25 protein-coding genes are annotated in these 21,885 nt (G+C 71.7%); 18 read left to right on the plus strand and 7 right to left on the minus strand.

The window, feature by feature from the left end:
* Positions 1 to 6 precede the first annotated feature (6 nt).
* The 4 genes from SALPAC4_RS0109485 (at position 7) to SALPAC4_RS0109500 (ending at position 3,762) form a co-directional block, all read left to right on the plus strand.
* A complete protein-coding gene (locus SALPAC4_RS0109485) occupies positions 7 to 798 on the plus strand; it encodes a glycerophosphodiester phosphodiesterase (protein ID WP_019870126.1) in 792 nt (263 codons plus the stop codon).
* A 53-nt stretch (positions 799 to 851) separates the two neighbouring features.
* A complete protein-coding gene (locus SALPAC4_RS0109490) occupies positions 852 to 2,309 on the plus strand; it encodes a sensor histidine kinase (protein WP_019870127.1) in 1,458 nt (485 codons plus the stop codon).
* A 63-nt stretch (positions 2,310 to 2,372) separates the two neighbouring features.
* Positions 2,373 to 2,816 (plus strand): ATP-binding protein, encoded by a 444-nt coding sequence (locus SALPAC4_RS0109495; RefSeq protein WP_019870128.1) that lies wholly within the window; start codon positions 2,373 to 2,375, stop codon positions 2,814 to 2,816.
* 13 nt (positions 2,817 to 2,829) lie between these two features.
* On the plus strand, positions 2,830 to 3,762 hold the full coding sequence (locus SALPAC4_RS0109500) for a DUF5926 family protein (protein WP_050564975.1): 933 nt from the start codon (positions 2,830 to 2,832) through the stop codon (positions 3,760 to 3,762).
* Here SALPAC4_RS0109500 and SALPAC4_RS0109505 read toward each other — a convergent pair.
* The gene (locus SALPAC4_RS0109505) at positions 3,749 to 5,011 is read right to left on the minus strand and encodes an arginine deiminase (protein WP_019870130.1); all 1,263 of its coding nucleotides are present in this window, start codon (positions 5,009 to 5,011) and stop codon (positions 3,749 to 3,751) included. The genes SALPAC4_RS0109500 and SALPAC4_RS0109505 overlap by 14 nt on opposite strands.
* A 164-nt stretch (positions 5,012 to 5,175) precedes the next feature.
* Between SALPAC4_RS0109505 and SALPAC4_RS0109510 the strand changes: the two genes are divergently transcribed.
* The 5 genes from SALPAC4_RS0109510 to pheA all read left to right on the plus strand — a co-directional run bounded on the left by SALPAC4_RS0109510 (position 5,176) and on the right by pheA (position 8,754).
* Positions 5,176 to 5,886 carry a hypothetical protein gene (locus SALPAC4_RS0109510; RefSeq protein WP_027644826.1) on the plus strand — a complete coding sequence of 237 codons (711 nt, stop codon included), beginning with the start codon at positions 5,176 to 5,178 and terminating at the stop codon, positions 5,884 to 5,886.
* A 199-nt stretch (positions 5,887 to 6,085) separates the two neighbouring features.
* A complete protein-coding gene (locus SALPAC4_RS0109515) occupies positions 6,086 to 6,544 on the plus strand; it encodes a hypothetical protein (protein ID WP_019870132.1) in 459 nt (152 codons plus the stop codon).
* Positions 6,545 to 6,618: 74 nt separating this feature from the next.
* Positions 6,619 to 7,002 (plus strand): ACT domain-containing protein, encoded by a 384-nt coding sequence (locus SALPAC4_RS0109520; RefSeq protein WP_019870133.1) that lies wholly within the window; start codon positions 6,619 to 6,621, stop codon positions 7,000 to 7,002.
* A 297-nt stretch (positions 7,003 to 7,299) separates the two neighbouring features.
* Positions 7,300 to 7,788, plus strand: coding sequence for a hypothetical protein (locus tag SALPAC4_RS0109525; protein ID WP_027644827.1), 489 nt, complete (start codon positions 7,300 to 7,302; stop codon positions 7,786 to 7,788).
* Positions 7,789 to 7,797: 9 nt separating this feature from the next.
* Complete coding sequence (gene pheA / locus SALPAC4_RS0109530) at positions 7,798 to 8,754, plus strand: prephenate dehydratase (RefSeq protein ID WP_019870136.1); 957 nt, start codon at positions 7,798 to 7,800, stop codon at positions 8,752 to 8,754.
* A 75-nt stretch (positions 8,755 to 8,829) separates the two neighbouring features.
* On the opposite strand, the gene SALPAC4_RS0109535 is transcribed toward pheA, so the two are convergent.
* Complete coding sequence (locus tag SALPAC4_RS0109535; RefSeq protein ID WP_018733044.1) at positions 8,830 to 9,174, minus strand: metallopeptidase family protein; 345 nt, start codon at positions 9,172 to 9,174, stop codon at positions 8,830 to 8,832.
* Between the two features lie 150 nt (positions 9,175 to 9,324).
* Here SALPAC4_RS0109535 and SALPAC4_RS0109540 point away from each other — a divergent pair, with 150 nt between their 5' ends.
* Positions 9,325 to 10,038: a hypothetical protein gene (locus SALPAC4_RS0109540; RefSeq protein ID WP_019870137.1), complete on the plus strand. Its 714-nt coding sequence runs from the start codon at positions 9,325 to 9,327 to the stop codon at positions 10,036 to 10,038.
* Positions 10,039 to 10,229: 191 nt separating this feature from the next.
* Complete coding sequence (locus SALPAC4_RS0109545) at positions 10,230 to 11,051, plus strand: HAD family hydrolase (protein WP_019870138.1); 822 nt, start codon at positions 10,230 to 10,232, stop codon at positions 11,049 to 11,051.
* Positions 11,052 to 11,074: 23 nt separating this feature from the next.
* On the opposite strand, the gene SALPAC4_RS0109550 is transcribed toward SALPAC4_RS0109545, so the two are convergent.
* A complete protein-coding gene (locus SALPAC4_RS0109550; RefSeq protein WP_018733047.1) occupies positions 11,075 to 11,683 on the minus strand; it encodes a bacterial proteasome activator family protein in 609 nt (202 codons plus the stop codon).
* An 87-nt stretch (positions 11,684 to 11,770) separates the two neighbouring features.
* Here SALPAC4_RS0109550 and SALPAC4_RS0109555 point away from each other — a divergent pair, with 87 nt between their 5' ends.
* Positions 11,771 to 12,571 (plus strand): alpha/beta hydrolase family protein, encoded by an 801-nt coding sequence (locus tag SALPAC4_RS0109555; RefSeq protein ID WP_019870139.1) that lies wholly within the window; start codon positions 11,771 to 11,773, stop codon positions 12,569 to 12,571.
* A gap of 75 nt (positions 12,572 to 12,646) precedes the next feature.
* Positions 12,647 to 13,846, plus strand: coding sequence for an ABC transporter substrate-binding protein (locus tag SALPAC4_RS0109560; protein ID WP_019870140.1), 1,200 nt, complete (start codon positions 12,647 to 12,649; stop codon positions 13,844 to 13,846).
* A gap of 63 nt (positions 13,847 to 13,909) precedes the next feature.
* On the opposite strand, the gene ddaH is transcribed toward SALPAC4_RS0109560, so the two are convergent.
* Positions 13,910 to 14,695, minus strand: coding sequence for a dimethylargininase (ddaH, locus tag SALPAC4_RS0109565; RefSeq protein WP_027644828.1), 786 nt, complete (start codon positions 14,693 to 14,695; stop codon positions 13,910 to 13,912).
* Between the two features lie 106 nt (positions 14,696 to 14,801).
* Between ddaH and SALPAC4_RS0109570 the strand changes: the two genes are divergently transcribed.
* Positions 14,802 to 15,257 (plus strand): Lrp/AsnC family transcriptional regulator, encoded by a 456-nt coding sequence (locus tag SALPAC4_RS0109570; protein ID WP_019870142.1) that lies wholly within the window; start codon positions 14,802 to 14,804, stop codon positions 15,255 to 15,257.
* A gap of 154 nt (positions 15,258 to 15,411) precedes the next feature.
* Complete coding sequence (locus tag SALPAC4_RS0109575) at positions 15,412 to 17,388, plus strand: beta-propeller domain-containing protein (RefSeq protein WP_019870143.1); 1,977 nt, start codon at positions 15,412 to 15,414, stop codon at positions 17,386 to 17,388.
* Here the strand turns inward: SALPAC4_RS0109575 and SALPAC4_RS0109580 are convergent, their stop codons facing one another.
* The 3 genes from SALPAC4_RS0109580 to SALPAC4_RS0109590 form a co-directional block, all read right to left on the minus strand.
* Complete coding sequence (locus SALPAC4_RS0109580; protein WP_019870144.1) at positions 17,389 to 17,682, minus strand: DUF6457 domain-containing protein; 294 nt, start codon at positions 17,680 to 17,682, stop codon at positions 17,389 to 17,391.
* On the minus strand, positions 17,679 to 18,317 hold the full coding sequence (gene mobA / locus SALPAC4_RS0109585; protein ID WP_019870145.1) for a molybdenum cofactor guanylyltransferase: 639 nt from the start codon (positions 18,315 to 18,317) through the stop codon (positions 17,679 to 17,681). Before mobA ends, SALPAC4_RS0109580 begins: the two co-directional genes overlap by 4 nt.
* 84 nt (positions 18,318 to 18,401) lie before the next feature.
* Entirely contained in the window at positions 18,402 to 19,502 is a 1,101-nt protein-coding gene (locus SALPAC4_RS0109590) for a DUF4192 domain-containing protein (RefSeq protein ID WP_019870146.1), read from the minus strand.
* A gap of 150 nt (positions 19,503 to 19,652) precedes the next feature.
* Between SALPAC4_RS0109590 and SALPAC4_RS0109595 the strand changes: the two genes are divergently transcribed.
* The 3 genes from SALPAC4_RS0109595 to SALPAC4_RS0109605 are packed head-to-tail and all read left to right on the plus strand — an operon-like array spanning position 19,653 to position 21,874.
* Positions 19,653 to 20,600 (plus strand): fructosamine kinase family protein, encoded by a 948-nt coding sequence (locus tag SALPAC4_RS0109595; protein WP_019870147.1) that lies wholly within the window; start codon positions 19,653 to 19,655, stop codon positions 20,598 to 20,600.
* Positions 20,563 to 21,576 carry a GTP 3',8-cyclase MoaA gene (gene moaA / locus SALPAC4_RS0109600; RefSeq protein ID WP_019870148.1) on the plus strand — a complete coding sequence of 338 codons (1,014 nt, stop codon included), beginning with the start codon at positions 20,563 to 20,565 and terminating at the stop codon, positions 21,574 to 21,576. The genes SALPAC4_RS0109595 and moaA overlap by 38 nt, the downstream gene beginning before the upstream one ends.
* A gap of 1 nt (position 21,577) precedes the next feature.
* The gene (locus SALPAC4_RS0109605) at positions 21,578 to 21,874 is read left to right on the plus strand and encodes a MoaD/ThiS family protein (RefSeq protein ID WP_019870149.1); all 297 of its coding nucleotides are present in this window, start codon (positions 21,578 to 21,580) and stop codon (positions 21,872 to 21,874) included.
* Positions 21,875 to 21,885 lie beyond the last annotated feature (11 nt).

Consider the following 21,885-nt stretch of genomic DNA (forward strand, 5'->3'; position numbering starts at 1 on the left):
CACGCCATGGGCCGCCCCCTGGTCTTCGCCCACCGCGGCTCGTCGTACGACCTTCCGGAACACACGCTGGCCGCGTACCTGCGCGCCCTTGACGAGGGCGCCGACGGGGTGGAGTGCGATGTTCGGTTGACGCGCGACGGGCACCTCGTCTGCGTGCACGACCGTCGCCTGGACCGCACCAGCAACGGGCACGGTCCGGTCAGCACGCGGACGCTCGCCGAACTGGAACGGCTCGACTTCGGGTCCTGGCACCCGGGCCCCCCGCTGGCCGACGGCGACGAAGGAGTGGACGAGTCGTACCTGCGGCTACTCACCCTGGACCGGCTCCTGGAAGCGGTCCGCACCGCCGGCCGGCCGGTCCGGCTGTTGATCGAGACCAAACACCCGTCCCGGTACGGGCGACACGTCGAGCGCCGGCTGGTCACACTGCTCGACCGGCACGGGCTGACCGTGCCGAGGCCCGACCACCCACTCCAGGTCACCGTCATGTCGTTCTCGCTGCTGGCGGTGCGGCGACTCCGTGCGTTGGCCCCCGCGCTGCCCACCGTGCTGCTGTTGGATCGGTTACCGCGCGGGCTCCGGCCGAGCCGATTGCCGTTCGGCATCCAGATCGCCGGGCCTGGCCTCGCGCTGGTGCGCTCCCACCCCACCCTGGTCCCCGCACTGCGGGCAGCCGGAAACCAGGTGTACGTCTGGACCGTCAACGACCCGAGTGACCTGGATTTGGTGCTGGCTATGGGGGTGGACGGCATCATCACCGATCGGCCGGCCCCGACGCTCACCCGGCTCCACGGCTGAGCGTGGGACCAACGGGCCTGTCCCCGAATCCGGTCGGCGGGCACACTCGGAGCATGCCGAGACGCACGGACTTCTCTGCTCTGATCGACGGCCACACCGCGGTGATCGAGATGGTCAACTCTGGTGAGGCCGGCGTGCCGGCGCTCAACCAGCTCCTCCGGGTGGTCCAGCAGGCGCTGGGGGCTGCCGGGATGGCCTTCATCGAGTTCGCCCCCACCGGGGGCCGGGTCATCGCCGCCACCGGCACCGTCGAATGGAGTCTCGGCCATCCCCTGCCGACAGACGACCCGGACGCCATCTGTCTCCTCTCCGGACCCCGGAGCCGCCAGCTCGACACCGACCGCCTCACCGGCCGGCTCGGGGCGAAACTCACCGGCTCGGCTCGGTCCCAGATGCTGGTGTCCCGCGCCGAGATCGGCGGGCACGTCGTGGGCAGCCTGCACGCCCTCTACCCCGCCACCGAGGAGCGGCCGTGCCCGGACCAGCAGTGCGTCATCGCCTACGTCGCCTCCTGCATCGCCCACCTCTACGGCGACCAGCGCGGCCTACCGGTACACGTCGACGGGCCGATCGTGGCGGCGCTCGCCGACGGTCTGGCCGTGGTGGACCGCGAGGCCCGCGTCCGACTCTGGAATCCCGCCGCCACCCAGATCACCGGCCATGCGGTCACTGACGTGATCAGCCAGCCCGTGCCGTTTCCCCTCCCCCCACCGGGGCAGGCGCTCGACCACCGGCTGCCGGATGGTCGCTGGCTGCGGGTCACCTCGGGAGAGCTCCCCGGGCCGGGAACGCTCCGCGTGGTCACCTTCCGGGATGTCACCGACCAGCAGCCGAGCATCACCGATCACGACCTCTTCGTCGCGGTGACCAGCCACGAGCTGCGCACACCGGTGACCGTCATCAAGGGGTACGCGGACACTCTCACCGATCACTGGGAGGCGCTGAGCGACGCTGACCGACAGCTGGCTGCCCAGAAGATCGGGCAGCGCGCCAACGAGTTGGCCCGCCTCGTCGACCGGCTCCTCTCCTCCACCGCCGAGGCGGGCTCCGGTGGAACGCCGCCCGCCCCGTACGACCTGGCCGACGCCCTGCGGGCGGCGGTGACCGAACTCCCCACCGAGCTGCGACGTCGAATCACCCTTACCGCGCCGGTCGGCCTGCCCCGGGTGCTCGGTCACCCGGCCAGCCTGGCGACGGTCCTCACCGAGCTGTGCACGAACGCCGGCAAGTACTCGCCCCCGGCCAGCCCGATCACGGTCACCGCCGGTGCCGACGGACAGACCGCCTTCATCCGCGTCACCGACCAGGGCAGCGGCATCCGACCAGAGCACGTGGAGCGTGCGTTCGACCAGTACTGGCAGGGCGATTCCGGCGACCGCCAGCGCTCTCCCGGAGCCGGGCTCGGCCTCTTCCTCGTCCGCCGAATCGTGGAACAACAAAACGGACGGGTATCCCTCCGGCCAAAAGCTGGTGGCGGTACGGTCGCAGAGGTACGGCTGCCACATGGATGATCAAGGGTGGCGGGGTGTGAAGGGGCGACAGTGTTGACGGAGACTCCCGAACAGACGTGGTGCGTGGTGGTCCCCCACGACGGGGCGGGAGCCCGCCAGGCGCGGCACTGGCTCGCCGACGAACTGGGGAACGCCGTGCCGCCAGCGCTGCTCGCGGATCTCGTGGCGGTCCTCGCGGAGCTGGTCGGCAACGCCGTACGGCACGCCGACCCGCTGCCGAACGGGGTGATCCGGGTGGGGTGGCGGTTGCGCCCCAATCCGGCGGGGCCCCAAATCCGGCTACAGGTAACTGACGGCGGAGCCCCCGTGCAACCGCGGATCCGGGCAATCGAGCCCGACGCACCGGATGGCCGGGGCCTGCACATCGTCGCCGGGTTGTCCAGCCGCTGGGGCGTTGACCGGGATGGCCTCGGGCAGAGCGTCTGGGCTGAGTTCGATCCGGTCGGCCAGCACGCGGAGCCGGTCGGCACCGATGCGGTCGACAAACCTGATCTGGTGGTCGCCTGACCGGCGGGGCCGGATGGGTCCGACCGCCGTCAGCCCACGCGGCCCTCTAGGCTGTCCGACCGTGAGCAAGCGTCGAAAGAGCCAACGGGCCGGGCACACCACCGGGAAGCGGGAGAAGATTCGGGATGTCTTCGTGCCCCGCCCCTTCGAGGGCCTGACCGACGAGCCAGAGTGGATCGCCCTCCGCGAGCTCGTGCCGGCCGCCACCGCACCCCTGCGCCTCGCCCCCGACCTGGTGACCGAGTTCGGCGAGCGGGAGGTCCTGCTGGCCACCGTCCTGCCGGTGGCGGCACCGGCGATGGTGCAGCCAACCGGCCGGGTCCTGCTCGGCCTCCAGCGGCATCAGCAGTCCGGCGACGTCTCCCGGGACCTGGCCGAGGCGTTGCTCTGTGCGCTGCGTACCGAGCCTGGCCACCAGGTCAGCGTGCCGCCGCTGCCCGGTCCGGGGCCCCGGCTGCCGGACGTGCTGGTTGATGCTCCACTGGAGATCACCCTGCACGACAGCTTCCAGTTCTGGCTCGACCCGGACTCGACTGACAATCCGACCGTGCAGGCGTCGCTGGAGCGGGCCAACGCCGCGATCTACCCGACCGTGCGGCTCACCGCCGCCCGCGCCGCCTACTGGTGCCAGGTCTCGGAGAAGGCGCACGTCCGCTGGGTGCTCCCCGATGACGAGGACGCCGCCCTGGACGCGCTGGCCCACCTCAGCGTGGCCGGCACATTGACCCTGGGCGAGGAGACGAAGTTCGCCGGCATGTTCCGCGCGCACGGCCGCCTCGTACCGGTCTGGGATCTTCCTGAGGAGACGCCGGCTGGTCACTGGGAGCAGCCGGTGGCGGAGTTCGCCGAACGCTACGCCGCGGCCCTGGCAGCCGCCGTCCCCGTGGACGCGGCGGCCCGACGCGCACGGCACGGGCTCCTCGGCCGCCAGCTCACCCTCCGCTGAGTCCACGCGGCCGGCGGAGGGGAGAGGTCAGATCAGTCTCCCGGCCGAGGGGGGCGCGGAGCAGCGGGCAGGACATGCAGCGGGGGCCACCCCGGCCGGATCCCAGCTCTGACCCAGCGATCGGGATAACCTCGATGCCGGCTCGCTCAAGCTGCGCGTTGGTCTCCGTGTTCCGTTCGTAGCTGACGCAGAGCCGGGGTGCCAGGGCAAGGGTGTTGTTGCCGTCGTCCCACTGTTCCCGCTCGGCGGTCACCGGATCCAGGCCGGTGTCGATCACCCGCAGCTGGTCCAGGTTCATCGCGTCCGCGGCGGCCCGCAGGAACGGCGCCGGCCCGTCCAACCGCAGATCATCGCCGTCCGTCCCGGCGATCACCGTGTACGCGACGAGCGTGCTGGCGATGTTCGGGTACATCAGCACAGCGTCGGCGTCGACCATCGTGCAGACGGTGTCGAGATGCATGGTGGCCCGCTCCTGGGCGATCGGCACGACCAGGATGGTGTGGGCCAGGTCCGCGGCGAAGACCTGGCGGGCGAGACGCTCGGCACCCGCCGGCGTGGTCCGCTCGCCGACGCCGACCGCCAGCACTCCGGGGGCGAGCAGCAGCACGTCCCCACCCTCCAGATGCTCCATCCCCGGGCGGTACGCCAACTCCGTGCCGGCGAAACGTGGATGGTGGCGGTAGATGGCGTCGGTCAGCGTGCTCTCCCGCCGACGGGCGGGCATGGCCAGGCTGGTGACGGCGACCTGACCGCCGATCCAGACCGAGGAGTCGCGGGTGAAGAGCAGGTTCGGCAGCGGGTCGATGACGAAATCGTGCCGGTCCATCAGCTGGTAGACCAAGCCGCCGGGACGCTCCCGGCCGATCCGCAGTTCCTCGTGGGCCAGGCCGGCGATGAGGACACCGGCCAACATGGCCGGGTCAAGGTAGGCGAGGTGGTCAGCGACCCGGGCGCGGAGCTGGTCGCCGAGCCGGGGCGAGCGCAGCACCTGCTCGGTCAGCTCGGCCCGGGCGTCGTCGCCGGCGAGCGTCTCGGTGAGGAGCTCTGCCAGGTGGAGCACCTCCACGCCGCGCTCACGCAGGGCCGTGGCGAAGGCGTCGTGCTCCTCCTGCGCGCGGCTGACCCAGGGGATCGCGTCAAAGAGCAGCGAGCCGCTGTTCCTAGGGGTTAGCCGGGCCAACTCGGGCCCGGGGCGGTGCAGCATGACCGTACCGAGGCGACCAACCTCACTGTCCACGTAGTGGCCCACCTTCGCAGCCTAGAGCCTGAGGTCACGGCGTCCGACAGAAACAGCGATGGATGAATGCGGCATTCATCCGCAGTCACTCCGGCGCTCCAACTTGCCCACTCGGGGGAGTAGCGACGTAGAGTAGCGGGGACATAACTTCGAGGGACCTTTTGCCGGAGGTCGCGATGACTGTCTACCCTGCTCGCCGAGCCGCACCCGCCGCCCAGGCGTTACCGCCGATGGCGGTGCCGCGCCCCCGGGTGGATAGGCCGGGCACACTCACACCACCCCACTCCTCCCCGCTCGAGTGGGCCCGCCGCCGACGGGCCGAGCGAGGAGCACGGCGGCTGGAGGCAGCCGGGGCACGGGCCCTGGGCCGGCTCGACCAACTCGGTCCGGCCTGGCACGTGATCGAGTGGCCGCGCACCGACTCGATCGACCTCCTCCGCGACGCCGCCGACAGCGAACGCGCCGGCTTCCTCGCGATCGGCCCGAGTGGGCTCTACGCGGTAACCATCGTTGACCACGGTCGGGCCCGGGTGCTGGTGGCCGGTGAGGTCGTGCAGATCAACGGCAAGCGTCCGGCCCACGTGGCGGAGGCACGTAAGGACGCAAGGCGGGCGAGCAAGGCCCTCAGCAGTGCGGTCGGGCTACCAATCCCGGTGACGCCGGTGCTGACCTTCGTCGGCTCCGGCGTCATCAGTGTGTACGGCCTCCCGGAGGACTGTCTGATGGCCACTCATCGGGAACTGGACCGCCTCCTCGTCGCCGCCGGAAACCGAATCAGCCCGGAAACGGCGGCCAAGCTGTCCCGGGTCGCGCAGCATCCGGGCACCTGGCGCAACGGCAGTCATCGCCCGGCGGCCGACTACCGGTGGTATGGCGACGGCAGCTGACAAGCCGGGGCGCCGACGGTACCGTCGGTGGGGACGTAGCGCGGCCCGGGTGCGATCGACGCCCGTCAGCCGCGCCGCCGCCGGCCCGACCTTCGCCGCCTTCCCGCCAGGTAGGTACGGCTCAGCCCGCCGCCGTCAGCGGAGATGCGTTGAGTCACGCTAGCGTGGACAGACCGTCCGGTTTTAAGAAGGAGGTGCGGTGGCCCACGTCGAGCTCTCACTCTCAGAAGTCCGCGTGCCGGCGGTAGGGGCACCGCCAGAGCAGGAGTACGACAACGTCACCTCCTGGTCGATGACCGTCTCCCGGGCCGCCGAGCCCTGCGTGCTCATCGCTGCCGACACCCGCGTGGTCGCCGTCTCCGCCTCCGGGTCCCAGCTGCTCTTTGTCGGCGGCTGCCAGGACATGATCGGGCAACCGTTACTCGACGGTGGCCTGCGGTTACTCGACTTCACCGCCAACCGGGGCGAGCTGAGCGAGCCGGAGCTCGACAAGATCCCACCGCTCCTCGCCATCACCTCCGGCCGCCTCGCCCGCGGGCTGCTCCGGATCAAAGGGGTGTCGGCGCGCGCACCGGACGCCACCGTTGACGCCATCTCCACCCCGGTTCACCGCGCCGGCGTAGTCGTCGGCTCACTCACATTCTTCTCCGAGGTCTGACCCGCACCCGGCATGTGGCGCGCGCCGCACGCGGTGTGCTGGGTAGGAACCGTCCGAGGCCGTAAGGTGCCCTCATGCTGGATATCGCTCTGCTGCCGGGTGATTACGCTGTCTGCCGCCTGGCAGCCGGCTCTGCCCTGCCGCCCGGTCTGTCGGGCGGGCTGAGCGACGATGACGTGGTCACGGTGAGCTGGACCACCGACGGCGTGTCCGTGATCTGTCCCGCAGCACGCGCTCCGGCACAGACCGAGACCACCTGGCGTTGCCTACGCGTGGTCGGCCCCTCTGACCTTGCGCTCTCCACCGGCCTGGCCGCCCTCATCGACCCGCTGGCCGGGGCCCGCGTCTCCGTGGTTGCCTTCTCCACCCACGACACCGACTACCTGCTGGTCCCGGCGGTCCGCCTCGATCAGGCCGTCACGGCGCTCGACCAAGCCGGCCACCGGGTCCGCACCTAGCCAGCGCCGGTGTCGCGGCTCGCCAGCGGCGCGGTGGGCCGGTGGTCATTGGCCTCGGTCGTAGTCGAAGCCGCAGACCCGCAGGGTTGCTGTCGAGACGAGACCCAGCAGAGGCTTCACCACACCAGCGGACCCTCCTACGATGGGTTTCCCACCCAGCTGCGCTCACTCACGTCGATTTGAGGATCGTCCGTGCCGTCCGGCTCACCCCACCCCGCTGCTCCCGCTCCGCCCGCCAACCGGTCCCGGCCGGGATCGCCGGCCCGGCGTGGCTGGTCGAGGACCCCGGCCACCACCGTGGCCGGGCTCGTGGCGCTCCTGGCGGCGCCACTCATGTCGGGCTGCGGCACCCCGCCCGAGCTGCGGGATGCCCAGCCGAGCCAGTCAGCTCGGTCCGCATCACCCAACCCGACCGACACCGCACCCACCACTGCCGCGGCGCCGCCGCCAACCGGGGCGCCGACCCCGACGGCCAGCAACACGCCGGTCGCCGTCCGGTGCCCCGCCGGCCCGTCCAGCCAACAGGTGACCGCCCTCGTACGCGGGCAGGACCTGCTCCCCGCCGACGCCCAGGTACGGGCGCTGACCGGGCCGCTCTGCGCCGACGACTGGCACTACACCCTCCTCGCCGTCACCGGCTACGAACCGCTCCAGGTCGTCAGCCGTGGTTCCGGCACCGCACCCCGCCTGGTCACCGCCGGCACCGATGTCTGCACAGCGGAGGTACGCGTCACCGCCCCGACCGGCATCCGGACCCTGGCCTGCGACGCCGGCTCCGGTACGTAGGCTGTCGCCATGCCGGGAACACCACCGACCCGCTTTGTCTACCTCGGGCCCGAGGGCACCTTCGCCGAGCAGGCGCTGCGGACCATCCCCGCGGCCGAGCGGGCCAACCGGACGCCCGCCCGCAGCGTCGGCGAGGCGCTGGAGAGCGTACGCGTCGGTGCCGCGGACGCGGCGTTGGTGCCGTTGGAGAACTCCATCGGCGGGGCGGTCGGGGTGACGCTGGACGAGCTGGCCGAGGGCGAACCGCTGGTGATCACGCGAGAGGTGATCCTGCCGGTGCAGTTCGTGCTCGCCGCCCGCCCCGGTGGGCACCTCGGCGCGGTGCGCAGTGTCGCCGCCCATCCCCAGGCGTCAACGCAGTGCCGGGCGTGGCTGCACGCCCACCTGCCCGACGCGGCGGTGGTTGACGTGCTCTCCAACGGGGCGGCGGCGGTCGGGGCGGCGGCCGGCGATTTCGACGCGGCGATCTGCGCTCCGATCGGCGCGGCTCGACACCGGCTCGCGGTACTGGCCGACAAGATCGCCGACCATCCGGACGCGGTGACCCGATTCGCGCTCTTCTCCCGGCCGGGGCCGCCCCCGCCGCCCACCGGTGACGACGTGACGTCGCTGGCGGTCTACATCGCCCACGACCGGGTGGGCGCGCTGCTCTCCGTGCTGATGGAGCTGGCCGTGCGGGGGGTCAACCTGACCCGGATCGAGTCCCGGCCAACCGGCGAGGCGCTCGGCCGGTACGTGTTCTTCCTGGACTGCACCGGTCACCTGGCCGATGCCCGGCTCGGCGAGGCGTTACAGGGGCTACGTCGGGTCTGCGCCCAGGTGCGCTTCCTCGGGTCGTACCCCCGGCACCGCTGGACCGACGGCGAAGGTGAGCGGCCGACCCCAGCCCCGGCGGGGCCCGTTGACACCGACTATGTTGACGCCGCCGCCTGGCTGGCCCGACTGCGTAGCGGGGATCTCAGCTGAGACCGGCCGCCGGGCAGCCCGCCGGGCTCAGCCCGAGCTGGGCTGGGGCTGAGCCCGCCGGGCAGCCCGCCGGGCTCAGCCCCAGCCCAGCTCGTGCAGGCGCTCGTCGTCGATACCGAAGTGGTGGGCGATCTCATGCACGACCGTGATCGCCACCTCCTCCACCACCTCCTCCTCCGTGTCGCAGATGCGCAGGATCGGGTTGCGGTAGATCAGGATGCGGTCGGGCAGCACACCCGAGTAGTCCCAGCCGCGGTCGGTCAGGGCGTGCCCCTCGTACAGGCCGAGTAGCTCCTCGCCCGGGGGTGGGGTGTCCTCGACCAGGATCACCACGTTGCTCATCAGGCGGAGCAACTCCTCGGGCACCTCGTCGAGTGCGTCGCCGACCAACTCCTCGAACCGCTCCCGGTTCATCTCCATGGCCACTGCCTCATTCTGCCGGTCCCCGCGGTTCCGGAGGGGAGCCCCACCCCGACCCGCCCGCCGGCGGGCGGACGCGGTTCGGTCCGGCCCACCCCTGGCTGGTTGTGCCATGATGCGGATCAGACTCGTCGATCCGAAAGGCTTCCGATGGATCCGGAGCAGCCCATCCCCCGACAGGAAGACCGGTCCGACAGCATCGCCGGCGGGCAGTGGAGTGGGGCCGATCCTCACCGGTCGGACCACCGGCGCGGCGTCACCCGGATCCTCCACGACCGGCGCCCGCCACTCGTTCTCGCCGGGCTCGGGGCCGCCGCCGGGCTGGCCTCGCTGGTGGGTGAGTGGGTGGTGCTGCACCTGCCAACCGGTGGTCCGGCCGGCGGTCCAATCGAAATACCGGAGACGGTTGACGAGGTGGGCAGTTTCGGTGCCGCCTACCTGGTCGGTGTCCTCGGTCTGGCCGTAGCGGTCGCACTCGCCCTGCGCGGCACCGGAGCCACCCGGTCAAACGCCCGCGTCGCCGGCCTCGCCCTGGCGGTTGCTCTGCTCGCGGTGCTGGTCGCCGGGGCGACCACGATCGGCGACACGGACGTGCGCGCCATCTACTACCGCGGCCAAGGAGGGTTCGACATCGAATACGGGCGGGGGATGGTCACCGCCTTCCTGACCTGCGCCCTACTCGGGGCTGCTCTGCTGCTCGCCCCGGCCGCCGGCAGGCCCGCCCCCGCGCCGGAGGCCGGTGCGGCAACCCCGGGCCGACGACTGCGTTCTCGCCGCAGCGCCGCGGTAGACGACCTACCGCCTCCCGCCGATCTCACCGTCGGCCCGACGGCCCCGTTCGTCCGCCCGGACCGATCGAGCTGAGCCACTGGGCACGATCCTCCGGCTTGCCCAACCACTGGCCCCGGCGCTGTCGCCAGGCCACCCGTTGGCACCAGATTCACCGGTTAGCCGTGGTTACGACCGCCTCCGCGAGGTACGGTTGCTGCCCGCCGTAACGCCGGGTCACACAACTGTGACGACTGGCCGCCACGGCGGCGGGCGAAGGAGGAGCCATGGTCCGCCCGGGATTACCGAAGTTGATCGCCACCGATCTGGACGGGACGCTCGTCCGCAGTGACAACACCGTCTCCGCGTACACGCACGAGGTGCTCGACCGGATGCGCGCCGCCGGCATTCCGTTGGTCGGCGCGACCGGTCGCGGACCGCGGTTGACCGAGCTGACCCGTAACGACATCCGCGCCGCCGACTTCCTGGTAATGGCGAACGGCGGCTGGGTGGTGGACCAGAGCGACCCGGACGGGCCGTTGGTGCTCCGCGACGAGTGGTTCTCCGGTGCGGTGCTGGCGGAGCTGCTGACCGAGTTGGAGGCAGCGGTCGGCCCGCTGACCGTCATGGTGGAGTCGTCCGGCGAGTCCAACGCACCGCTCTGGGGGGACTACCACGCGAGTTGGCCGTACCCGGACCTGTTCGAGGAGCGCAGCCGCGCCGAGTGCCTCGCCGGCAACGTGATCAAGGCTTTCGCCCGGACCGCCGACCACCACACCGATGAGCTCCTAGCGATGGCCCGGCGAATCATCCCACCGCACGCTGCCTCGCTCACCCAGGCGGGCCTGGGCTTCATCGAGATCTGCCCGCCCGGCGTGGACAAGGCGACGGGGCTTCGGGTGGTCGCCGAACGGCTCGGCGTGGATTCGGCGGAGGTGCTGGTCTTCGGCGACCAGCCGAATGACCTGCCGATGTTCTCCTGGGCGGGATGGGCCCGGGTGGCGGTGGCGAACGCGCACCCGGAGGTGCACGCTGCTGCCGACGAAGCTACCCTCCGTAACGATGACGACGGGGTCGCCGTCTACCTTGACCGGCTACTGACTCGCTGACGCGGCGGCCCGGGCGGAACCGATCAGAGGTACTGACCGGTGCTGTGCCCCTCGCCGCCCGCCGACTGCCCCATCCCGGGCATGCCGGGTGCGATTCCACCCGGCCCGCTGGGGAGGGCCTGCCGACCGGAGCGCATCTGCTCCAGCTGCACCCGGGCCGCCATCTGCTGGGCGACCAAGGCGGCCTGGATACCGTGGAAGAGCCCTTCCAACCAGCCCACGAGCTGCGCGTGGGCGATCCGCAACTCGCTCTCGCTGGGCGCCTTCTCCTCGGTGAAGGGCAGCGCGAGACGCTCCAGCTCCTCCCGCAGCTCAGGGGCGAGCCCCTCCTTGAGCTCCACGATGGACCGCTCGTGGATCTCCCGCATCCGGTGCCGGCTGGCGTCGTCGAGCGGGGCCGCCTTGACCTCCTCCAACAGCTGCTTGATCATGCTGCCGATCCGCATCACCTTGGCGGGCTGCTCGACCAGGCGGGCCGGGTCCTCCTGGGCCTCGTCGGTCTGCACCGTGCCGACTGGACGGCCGTCCGGTCCCACCACGACCACGGTGCCGCTCCGAGCAGCATCGTCCTGGCCCTGCTCGTCAGCCTGGTCCTGCACGTCGTTCTGTCCTGCGGACTGCGCTTCGGTCATGCACCCATCTTTCCCCAGCCACCGGCGGCGATGCCCCCCGGGAGCAACGATCAGCGCCGATCGGGGCAACCCGCTACCGTCACCGGCATGTCCAGCGACCCGCGTGCCGTACTCACCCGCCCCGCGCCGGCCCCGGATGCCACCGTCGCCTACGGCTCCCATCCGGACCAGGTCGCGGATTTGCGCCGGCCAACCGGTGCCGGGCCGGCCCAACGGCTGGTGATCGTCGTGCACGGCGGCTTCTGGCGGGCAGAGTACGACCGCCGGCACACCGGGCCGCTGGCGACCGCGCTGGCCGGGCTCGGTCACCCGGTGGCGCAGGTCGAGTACCGCCGGACCGGGCAACCCGGCGGTGGCTGGCCGGAAACCATGGCCGACGTTCTGACCGGGGTATCCGAGCTGCCCCGACTGACGGCCGAGGCGTTCCCCGACGCGGTGGCGGCCGGCCCGCCGATCCTTATTGGTCACTCGGCCGGTGGGCAGCTGGCCCTCTACGCCGCCGCCACCCTGCCCACCGGGGTCGGCGGGGTCCTTGCCCTGGCCCCGGTAGCGAACCTGGCCGAGGCCTATCGGCTGGACCTGGACACGGGTGCGGTGGCCGCACTGCTCGGGGGCGGCCCGGCCGAGGTGCCGGACCGCTACGCGGCTTGTGACCCGCGTTCGTTGCCGCCACCAAAATCACGGACAGTAGTTTTGCACGGCACCCTCGACCAGCAGGTTCCGGTAGCGATGAGCCGAGAGTTCGTCTCCGCCGGGCACGCCGCCGGCGGCGACATCCGCCTCCTTGAACTACAAAACTGCGAACATTTCGGCCTCATCGACCCGGAATCAGCGGCTTGGCCGGCGGTCGTCTCCGCGTTGCATTCCCTAAACAAACCTAAGAGTTAGTTGACGCAGCGTGGTCGAGCAGGGTAGAACGCCGGGTGGACAAGCAGCACCGCCAAGCTTCTGGAAAGAGACCCGGTGACACAGGTAAACCGCAGGAAAGCCCTGCAACTACTGGCCGCGCTCGGCACGGCCGGACTCGTCGCGGGATGTGGCCTCAACAGTGATTCCGAATCCGCGGGTTCACTGAGCCCGATCAAGATCGGCATGCTCATCCCGCAAGCCGGCGATCTCGTCGAGGTCGGGACCGAGGTGGCCAACGGCTTCCAGCTCTTCCTGGATCTCAACGAGGGGCAGCTCGGCGGGCACCCGACCGAGCTGGTCACCGCCGATGAGGGCAGTGACGCGGAGTCCGGCCAGGCCGCGGTTGAGGAGCTGCTCAAGCAGGGAGTGCTGGCCCTCACCGGCGTGGTCGGCTCGGCCGTCATGCTCGGCATCCGGGACACCGTGGAGCAGGCCCAGGTGCCACTGGTCGGTTCCAACGCCTCCCCCAGCAGCCTGCAGAGCGTCGTCTACATCTGGCGCACGTCGTACGTGCTGGACGAGGCCGGTCGGGCCCTCGGCGGCCACCTGAAGAAGACGCTCGACCCATCGGCGCGGTTGGCGATCATCATGCCGGACTCCCCGGCCAGCAAGGACGTACTCCGGGGCTTCCAGCAGGAGTTCGGTAGCTCCGACCCCCGGATCGGGGATCCGGTCACCTGGACGGAGGAGATCTCCGGCACCCCGGGCAAGAACGCCTACCGACGCGATATCGCCACGGCGCTCAAGCGTGACCCGGACGGCGTCTTCTGCTTCTTCGCCGGCACCGCCGCGGTGGAGTTCCTCAAGCAGCTCCGCGCGGAGGGGTACACCGGCCCCATCTACGCCCCGGGCTTCCTGACTGAGGGGAACGTCCTGGCGAGTTTCAAGGACGAGACCGATGTCCTCGGCATCCAGACCACCCTGAACTACTCGCCCGACGTCAGCAACGCGGCCAACCGGCTCTTCGCCTCCGCGTACCGCAAGAAGTACGGCACCTCGCCGACCGCGTACGCGACGGCGTCGTACGATGCGGCGCACGTTCTCAACCAGGCGATCCGGCGGGCTGGCGAGTCACCCACCCCGGCGGAGGTGAACCTCGCGCTCGGCAAGATCGGCCGGATTGACAGCCCCCGCGGCGTGTGGCAGTTCAACCAGTCGCGTACCCCGCAGCAGCGGTGGTACCTCCGGGAGGTACAGCTCGACGGCCAACTCCTCTCCAACGTGCTCTTGACCGAGCTGGCCACGCTCGGCTGAGCGGGGAAGGCGCGGATCCGCCCGCTGGCCACCTGCCGGCGCTGCGCCGCTCGGCTACGAGCGCTAGTGGCGCAGTTCGGCGATGCAGCACTTCACGCTTCCGCCGCCCTTGCGCAGCTCGGCCAGCGCCACCGGTACCGGCTGGTAACCGGCGGCTGCCAGCTTGTCGGCGAGGCCGGTCGCCTCGCTGTTCAGGACGACGTTGCGTCCGTCGCTGACCAGGTTCAGGCCGAACGCGAGGGCGTCGGCGTCATCGGCGATGACGGCCGCCGGAAAGAGCTGCGCCAGCACCTTCTGGCTGGCGGCGGAGAAGGCGCCCGGGTAGTAGGCGATATTACTGTCGTCGATCGCGGCCAGCGCCACGTCCAGGTGGTAGAAGCGGGGGTCGACCAGCCGCAGCGAGACCACCGGTCGGCCAAGTGCCTCCTGCGCCTCGGCATGGGCGGCGGGCTCGGTCCGGAAGCCGTAGCCAGCCAGGACGAGACCACCGTGCGCCGCCGGCAGGTACGCGAAGTCACCCTCGCCCTCGTTGGTAACGGTCGGGGCGATGAAGTGCCAACCCTGTGACTGGTAGAAGGCGCGGTGGGCCGCGGCCTCGGCGCTCCGCTGCGCATGCTTGAACCGCGCGCCATAGACGGTGCCGTCAACGACGAAGGCACCGTTGGCCGCGTACACCATGTCGGGCAGCCCCAGCTCGGGAGTGAGCAGGCGGACGTTGTGGCCGAGCCCGACCAGCGTCTCCCGCAGCCGATCCCACTGTTTGACCGCCAACTCCACGTCAACCGCGGCGGTGACATCCATCCACGGGTTGATTGCGTACTCGACCGCGAAGTGTTTGGGCGGGCACATGAGATATGTCCGCTTTCGCGGCACTCGCTGCTGGTTCACGATTACCAAGGTAGGTATCGTTTAACAGCGGTAACAGCCGCAAATGTTGCTTCCAGGAGGCAGAACATTGCAGATCGACGCAGTAGATCAGCGAATCATTGCGCTGCTCGTCGCCGACGCCCGTGCGTCGTACGCCGACATCGGACAGCGGGTTTCCCTGTCCGCCCCGGCCGTGAAGCGGCGGGTTGATCGGCTGCGCGCGGCCGGTGTCATCCGCGGATTCACTGCCGTCGTTGACCCGGCCGCGGTGGGCTGGACCACCGAGGCGTTCGTCGAGCTCTTCTGCGCCGGTCGAACCACGCCACCGCAGATCGGTGTCGCCGCCCGCCGACACCCCGAAGTCGTCGGGGCCTACACGGTCTCGGGCGAGGCGGACGCCCTCGTCCACCTGCGTGCCGCCGACATCGCCCACCTCGAGGCCGCGTTGGAACGACTGCGGGCGGAGTCCTTTGTGACCTCCACCCGCAGCACCATCGTGCTCTCCCGGCTCGTCGAGTCCCCCGGCGTCGGCCCCTCCGACTGATCACCCTCGCCGCGGCTCCGAGCTGTCCCGGGACCGCCACCGCGCCGCATCGATGGGGGCTCCGCCGCCGCGCCGCACGGCAACGGGCCGCATGGAGAGCCACGACAGCGAGCCGCACGGGAACCACGGGCCGGCCGGCGGCGTCGGAGGGGGCATGACATCGCGCCGTCCCACTCTTGTCGCGGGTACGCTGCTCGCACTCCTCCTGCTCGCGGGCAGCGTCGCCGCGACCCGGTCACCCGCGCCGAAGACGTCACCGGCCGGACCCGAATCACCACTACAGCTGGTCTCCTTCGACTCCTGCGCCGACGCGCTGACCGAACTGCGCGCCGCGACTGCGGCCGAGGTCCACCCGTGGGGGATCGCCAACGGCGCGCCCCAGCAACGAAGCGCACTGGAACTCCTAGACGCCAGCGGCGCCGCCGAGTCGAGGCCGGCCGGGGAACACTCGCTCACCAATGGGTACGAGCCCGGCGTTGACGAACCGGACCTGGTCAAGACCGACGGGCAGCGGATCGTCACCATCAGCCAGGGCGTGCTCCGGGTCGTCGACCCCACCACCAACCGATTCACCGGGCGGCTGGACCTCAACGATGGCCCCGACCAGCACCACTGGGCACAGCACGACCTGCTCCTGTATGGCGATCACGCGGTGGTCCTCACCGACGCAGCACAGATGGTCCTCCCCGCGTTCGGCCCCAGTCGCGAGCTCCCGCCGGATTCCCCCCAGCCAGGCCTGGACATTGCCGAATCGAGTCCGCGCCCCGCGACCCGGGTCCGTCTGGTCGACTTGAGCGGCCCACCCCGGCTGCTCAGCACGTACGACATCAACGGTCGCACCCTTGACGCCCGACAGACCGGGAGCACGGTCCGGGTGGTCGTCCAGTCCCACCCCCAGGTGACCTTCCCGGAGCTGCCCGCCACCGCCGACGACGCGACCCGCGAGGAGGCGAACCGGGCCGCGGTGGCCGCCGCGGGCATTGAGGCGTGGCTGCCGGCCTACGAGTGGACAGCCGGAGCGGAACACGGGAGCGGTCGGGTTGACTGCGACCGACTCAGCCGCCCGCAGATCGGCACCGGCTCCGCCGTACTGACCGTGCTCAGCTTCGACCTCACCGCCAGCCGACTCACCGACGGCGACCCGGTCAGCGTGGCCGCCGCCGCGGATACCGTCTACAGCACCGGCGACAGCCTCTACCTGGCGGGCCAGCGACAGCTGGCGGCATCGCCCACCCCGGGCCGGTGGCCCAACCCGGTCGGCGCGTCGGTCACCGACATCTACCAGTTCGACACCACCGCCGCCGGTCGTCCCCGGTACGTCGCCGCCGGCTCGGTGCCCGGCCGGCTGATCAACCAGTACGCCCTGTCCCAGTGGCAGGGCCACCTACGCGTCGCCACCACCACCACGAGCCAGCTCACGGCCACCACCGGCCAGGACGCCGCCACCACGAACCGGGAGGCCACCACCATCACGAGCCAGGACGAGCGCAGCTCGGAGTCCGGCGTCCACGTACTGCGTCGACAGGGCGAGGTGCTGACCCGGACTGGTGCGGTAACCGGCCTGGGCCCGGGGGAGCGGATCTACTCGGTGCGCTACCTCGGTGACACCGCGTACGTGGTGACGTTCCGGCGGACCGACCCGCTCTACGCGCTCGACCTGAGCGACCACGCCGCCCCCCGGGTCACCGGGGAGCTGAAGATCACCGGCTACTCGGCCTACCTACACCCGGTCGCGGACGGTCGGCTGCTCGGCATCGGGCAGGAGGCTGACCTCGACGGACGCACACAGGGGGTCCAGGTCTCGCTCTTCGATGTGCGGGACCCGACCCAACCGCTCCGGTTGGACCGCTGGCACCGCCCGGACGCCTGGTCCGCCGCCGAGCACGACCCGCATGCCTTCCGGTACGACCCGAGCACCGGGCTACTCGCTGTCCCGGTCAACGCCGGCCTGCGTCTGTTGCGGGTCTCCGGGGACGCCCTCACCGACCAGGGCGAGGTGACCCACCCGGCGGGTGGGCACATCACCCGTTCGCTACTCGTCGGTGACACCCTCTGGACGGTGTCGGACGCGGGCCTACGGGCCACCGACCCGATGACCGGGCAGAGTCTGGCCTGGCTGCCGAACAGCTGATCAGCTCTGGCCCGGCGGGTGGGCCCGGTCGTCCGGCGTTCCGGGCTCACCCGCCGCACCCAGCTCGATCGGCCAGTCGGCGGCCAACTGATTGATCCGGGCCACGGCGGCCGTCGGCTCCGCGCCCCCGCCAACCGCGACCCCCACCAGGTAGGCGGCGACCGGCGCGCCGGGGCGCAACACCTGATGCGCCACCTCCCGTGTCAGGTCGAGCACCGCTGGCACCGGCACCCGAGCCGGGTCGAGGCCGAGCTCGGTGCAGACCGCCGTCACCCAGTCGTCCATCGCTGTCATCGCACCCACTCCTCTGCCCGGCGTAAATCCTCGTCAGTGTCACAGTCGAACCATGGTGGCGGGCCAGCTCCACGCCACGGCACCTCGCGTACGGCCAACCCGTGCAGCAGAGCCCGCAAGGACGCCCCGGCCAGGGGACGCTGGGTGGCCAGCCGGGTGAACGCGGCTCGCAGCGGGGCGACCCGCCACACCCCGCAGAGCGGCTGCCGCCGCCCGGTGTCGTCCACGAAACACACCCCGTCAATCCCACCGGGGCCCGCCGCCGGTCGGCGCCCGCCCCGCGCGCCGTCGAGCTGGCCGTCGAGCTCGCCCAGTAGTTCCCGGACCGCTTCCCGCGTGAGCAGCGGCAGGTCGGCGGCGAGGAGAGCGAGGAGCTCCACCTCGGCGGGCAGCCGGGCCAGCCCGGCCCCGGCAGCGGCGACCGGCCCCCCGCCCGGCGGTGACTCTCGCGTGATCAGCACGTCGGGCGGCGCACCGGTTGGCGGGCCCACCAGGATTCGCGGTGCGGCGTCGCCGACCGCGGCCAGCACCCGGTCCCGCATCGGACGGCCACCGACCGGCCGGGCTGGCTTGTCCACGCCGTCCATCCGTCGGGCCGCACCCCCGGCCAGCACCACCGCCGCGTACCTGCGCACCCGGCTACGGTACCGACCGAGCCCGCTGGCCCCGCGCCCACCTGCGTGAACAGCGGCCCACCGAGGGTCGAGCCCACCGCCCGGTCAGCGGGTGCCCCGCCCGCCTCGCCGGGGACGAACCACGCCGGGCAGCGCGATGGCTGGCCACCCGGCCAGCCGGGTCGGGGGCACCCCACGCCGAAGCAGGTCGTCCACCAGCAGCGCGAGCGAATAGTCGGGATGTGGGGCGAGCACCCGTTCCAACGCCACCGCGGCCAGCGCCCCCTCCCCGGCCCGCCAGGCCGCGAAGGCCAACAGCGAACCAGGGGCGGCGATGAGCTCCGGCTCGGCGCGGCGGAACAGGTCGGCCCAGAGCGTGATGTCGGTGGCCCGCCCGTCGGTACGCGCCCAGGCCAGGTCTCGCACCGTCTGGTCGGTCAGCAGCCAACTCAGCCAGGCCACCTCGTCGTCGTCGAGCCGTTCGCCCCGTCGGTACCGGCGCTGAGCGGCCCGGATCGCGATGCTCCCCGCCGCCCGCACCGACCGCCCACCGGGCCGCCTGCCGGACTGCCCGCCGGACCGCCTGCCGGACCGCCTGCCGGACTGCCCGCCGGACCGGTCGGCCCCGGGTGTCCGGGCCACCAGGTCGGCGAAGCGCCGCCCCGCCCGCCGTGTGGCTCGCCGCAGCCGCGCTCGCTCGTCGCCCTCGACCGACGCCACCTGGGCGACGAGCGCCGCCCGATCGGGCAGCGCGACCTGGCCGGCGAGGACCGCGGCGGCGGCCACCTGACTCGTGCCCGAGTCGTACGCGGTGCCGTCGGACGGACAGCATCCCGGCTCCTGGCAGAGGTACGACCAGTAGCGACCATCGGTGACTCGAAGCGCGTCGAGCACCCCGACCCCGACTTCGGCCAGGGCCTGCCGGACCGCGTCAACCGCGGGGGTGACCCGGGACGCGGGCCCGTAGCCGAGCACCGTCGCGCGGTCGGTGCGCTGCTGTGCGACCACCACCGCCAGATGGCGGGCCGCCGCGGCGGAGCCGGTCAGTCCGGCAAGGTCCGCCCGCGCGACGAAGGTGACCCGTGGGCCACGCAGCCCCACCACGACCACGCTGTCAGCCGGATGGAAGCCGAGCAGGTAGGGCACGGCGGCGATCAGGTCCGCGCCGGAGCGAAGGGAGAACCGGGGGAGGTCAGTCGAGGCCATTCCGGCAGCCTGTACTCCGCCCTGACCCTCCGTCAGCCCCTGTGGACGACACGCGGTCCATCCACAGCTACGGTGGGTAATTGCGCTGGTAGCGGCGACTTCTCAGCCTCCGCCGCCCTCGACCCGCCCCCACCCACTACCGTCCGACCCATGGATCTGGCGTACCTGCGGGCCCACCCGGAGCACCTGCCGACCTTCCGGACCCACCAACGGATCCGGGAGACACCGGTCGCCGGTGGCAGTAGCTGCACCGCCACCCGGCTCACCCTTGACGACGGGCATTCGGTCTTCGCGAAGGCCTGGCCCGAGTCGGCCCCCGAAGACCAACCGGGGCACTTCTTCGCCAGCGAGGCGGCGGGGCTGCGCTGGCTACAGGAGGCGGACGCGGTCGCCGTACCGGAGGTGATCGTGGCACTGCCCAACCTGCTGGCGCTGGAGTGGGTCGAGCCCGGCGAGCCCGAACCGGGGGCCGCCGAGCGGTTCGGCCGGGAACTGGCTGCCCTACACCGGGCCGGCGCCCCGGCCTTCGGCGCCGAGTGGCCGGGCTTTATCGGGAAGCTACCGGCGGACAACACCCCGGACGAGGGCCCGTGGTCGCGGTGGTTCGTCGAGCGCCGGCTCCTGCCGTACCTACGGATGTCGGTCGACAACGACGCGCTCGGCCCGGCGGAGCGGAAGCTGGTCGAGCAGGTCGCCGATCGGGCCGCCGCCCTCGGCGGCGACGAGCCGCCAGCCCGGCTGCACGGTGACCTCTGGCCGGGCAACCTGCTCTGGGGCCGCGACGACCGGGTTTGGCTGGTCGATCCGGCAGCGCACGGTGGCCACCGGGAGACCGACCTCGCACAGCTCGCACTCTTCGGTGGCGCACCGCACCTGGAGCGGATCCGCGCCGCCTACGACGAGGCGTGGCCGCTGGCCGACGGCTGGCGGGAGCGGATCCCGCTACACCAGCTCCACCTGCTGCTGGTGCACACCGCTCTCTTCGGTGCGTCCTACCGCGAAGCGGTAGGTCACACCGCCCGGAACGCCCTACGCGCCTCGGACGCGCTACCGTCAACAGGTGAGCGCCGCCCGACCGACCGCTGGCGTCCTCGTTGACCGGCACGGCCGCGTCGCCCGAAGCCTGCGTGTCTCCCTGACCGACAAGTGCAACCTGCGTTGCACCTACTGCATGCCGGCGGAGGGGCTGCCCTGGCTCGCCGGGCCGCAGCTCCTTGACGACGACGAGGTGATCCGGTTGATCCGGATCGCGGTGCAGCGCCTCGGCGTGACCGAGGTGCGGTTCACCGGTGGTGAGCCGCTGATCCGACCCGGCCTGGTCGGCATCGTCGCGGCGGTCGCGGCGCTGGCCCCCCGGCCGCGCATCTCGCTGACCACCAACGGCATCGGTCTGGACCGGCTGGCGCCGGCCCTGCGTACCGCTGGCCTGGACCGGGTGAACGTCTCGCTGGACACCCTCGACCGGGAGCGGTTTGTCCGGCTGACCCGCCGGGACCGACTGGATGCCGTGCTCGCCGGGTTGACCGGCGCGGCCAAGGCCGGGCTGACCCCGGTCAAGATCAACACAGTCCTGATTCGCGGCATCAACGAGGACGAGGCGCCCGGGCTGCTGCGCTTCGCCCTCAACAACCACTACGAGCTGCGCTTCATCGAGCAGATGCCGCTGGATGCCCAGCACGGCTGGGACCGGTCAACCATGGTCACCGCCGACGAGATCCTCACCCTGCTCCGGGCCGAACACACCCTGGTGCCGGACCCCGCCCACCGGGGCGCGGCACCGGCCGAGACCTGGCTGGTCAACGGCGGCCCAGCCCGGGTCGGCGTGATCGCCAGCGTCACCCGCCCCTTCTGCGGAGAGTGCGACCGTACCCGGCTCACGACCGACGGCCAGGTCCGGGACTGCCTCTTCGCCACCACCGAGTCCGACCTGCGCGGAGCGCTCCGCGCCGGGGCCGACGACGACGAGCTCGCCCGCCGCTGGCAGGCCGCGATGTGGGGTAAACGGGCTGGCCACGGCATTGACGACCCGGGGTTCCTGCAACCCGACCGCTCGATGTCCGCGATAGGAGGCTGACATGTCCGACCTGCTCGGGCCAGCGACCGACGCCCAGCCCGACCGGATGACCGCGACCCTCACGATCCGCTACTTCGCCGGGGCCCGGGCGGCGGCCGGGTGCGCCGAGGAGCACCTGCCCGCCGGCCGTTCGCTGGACACGGTCCTGACCGACATCGCCGACCGACACGGCGAGCGGCTCCACGCGGTACTGAGCGTTGCCAGTTTCCTGGTTGACGGGGTCAACTGGCACGATCGGCGGGCACCGCTACCCGCGGGCGCCACGATCGATGTCCTGCCCCCCTTCGCGGGTGGCTGAGGGAGGCACAA

It is taken from the genome of Salinispora oceanensis, from assembly GCF_000383575.1.
In the GTDB taxonomy this organism is placed as follows: Bacteria; Actinomycetota; Actinomycetes; order Mycobacteriales; family Micromonosporaceae; genus Micromonospora; species Micromonospora oceanensis.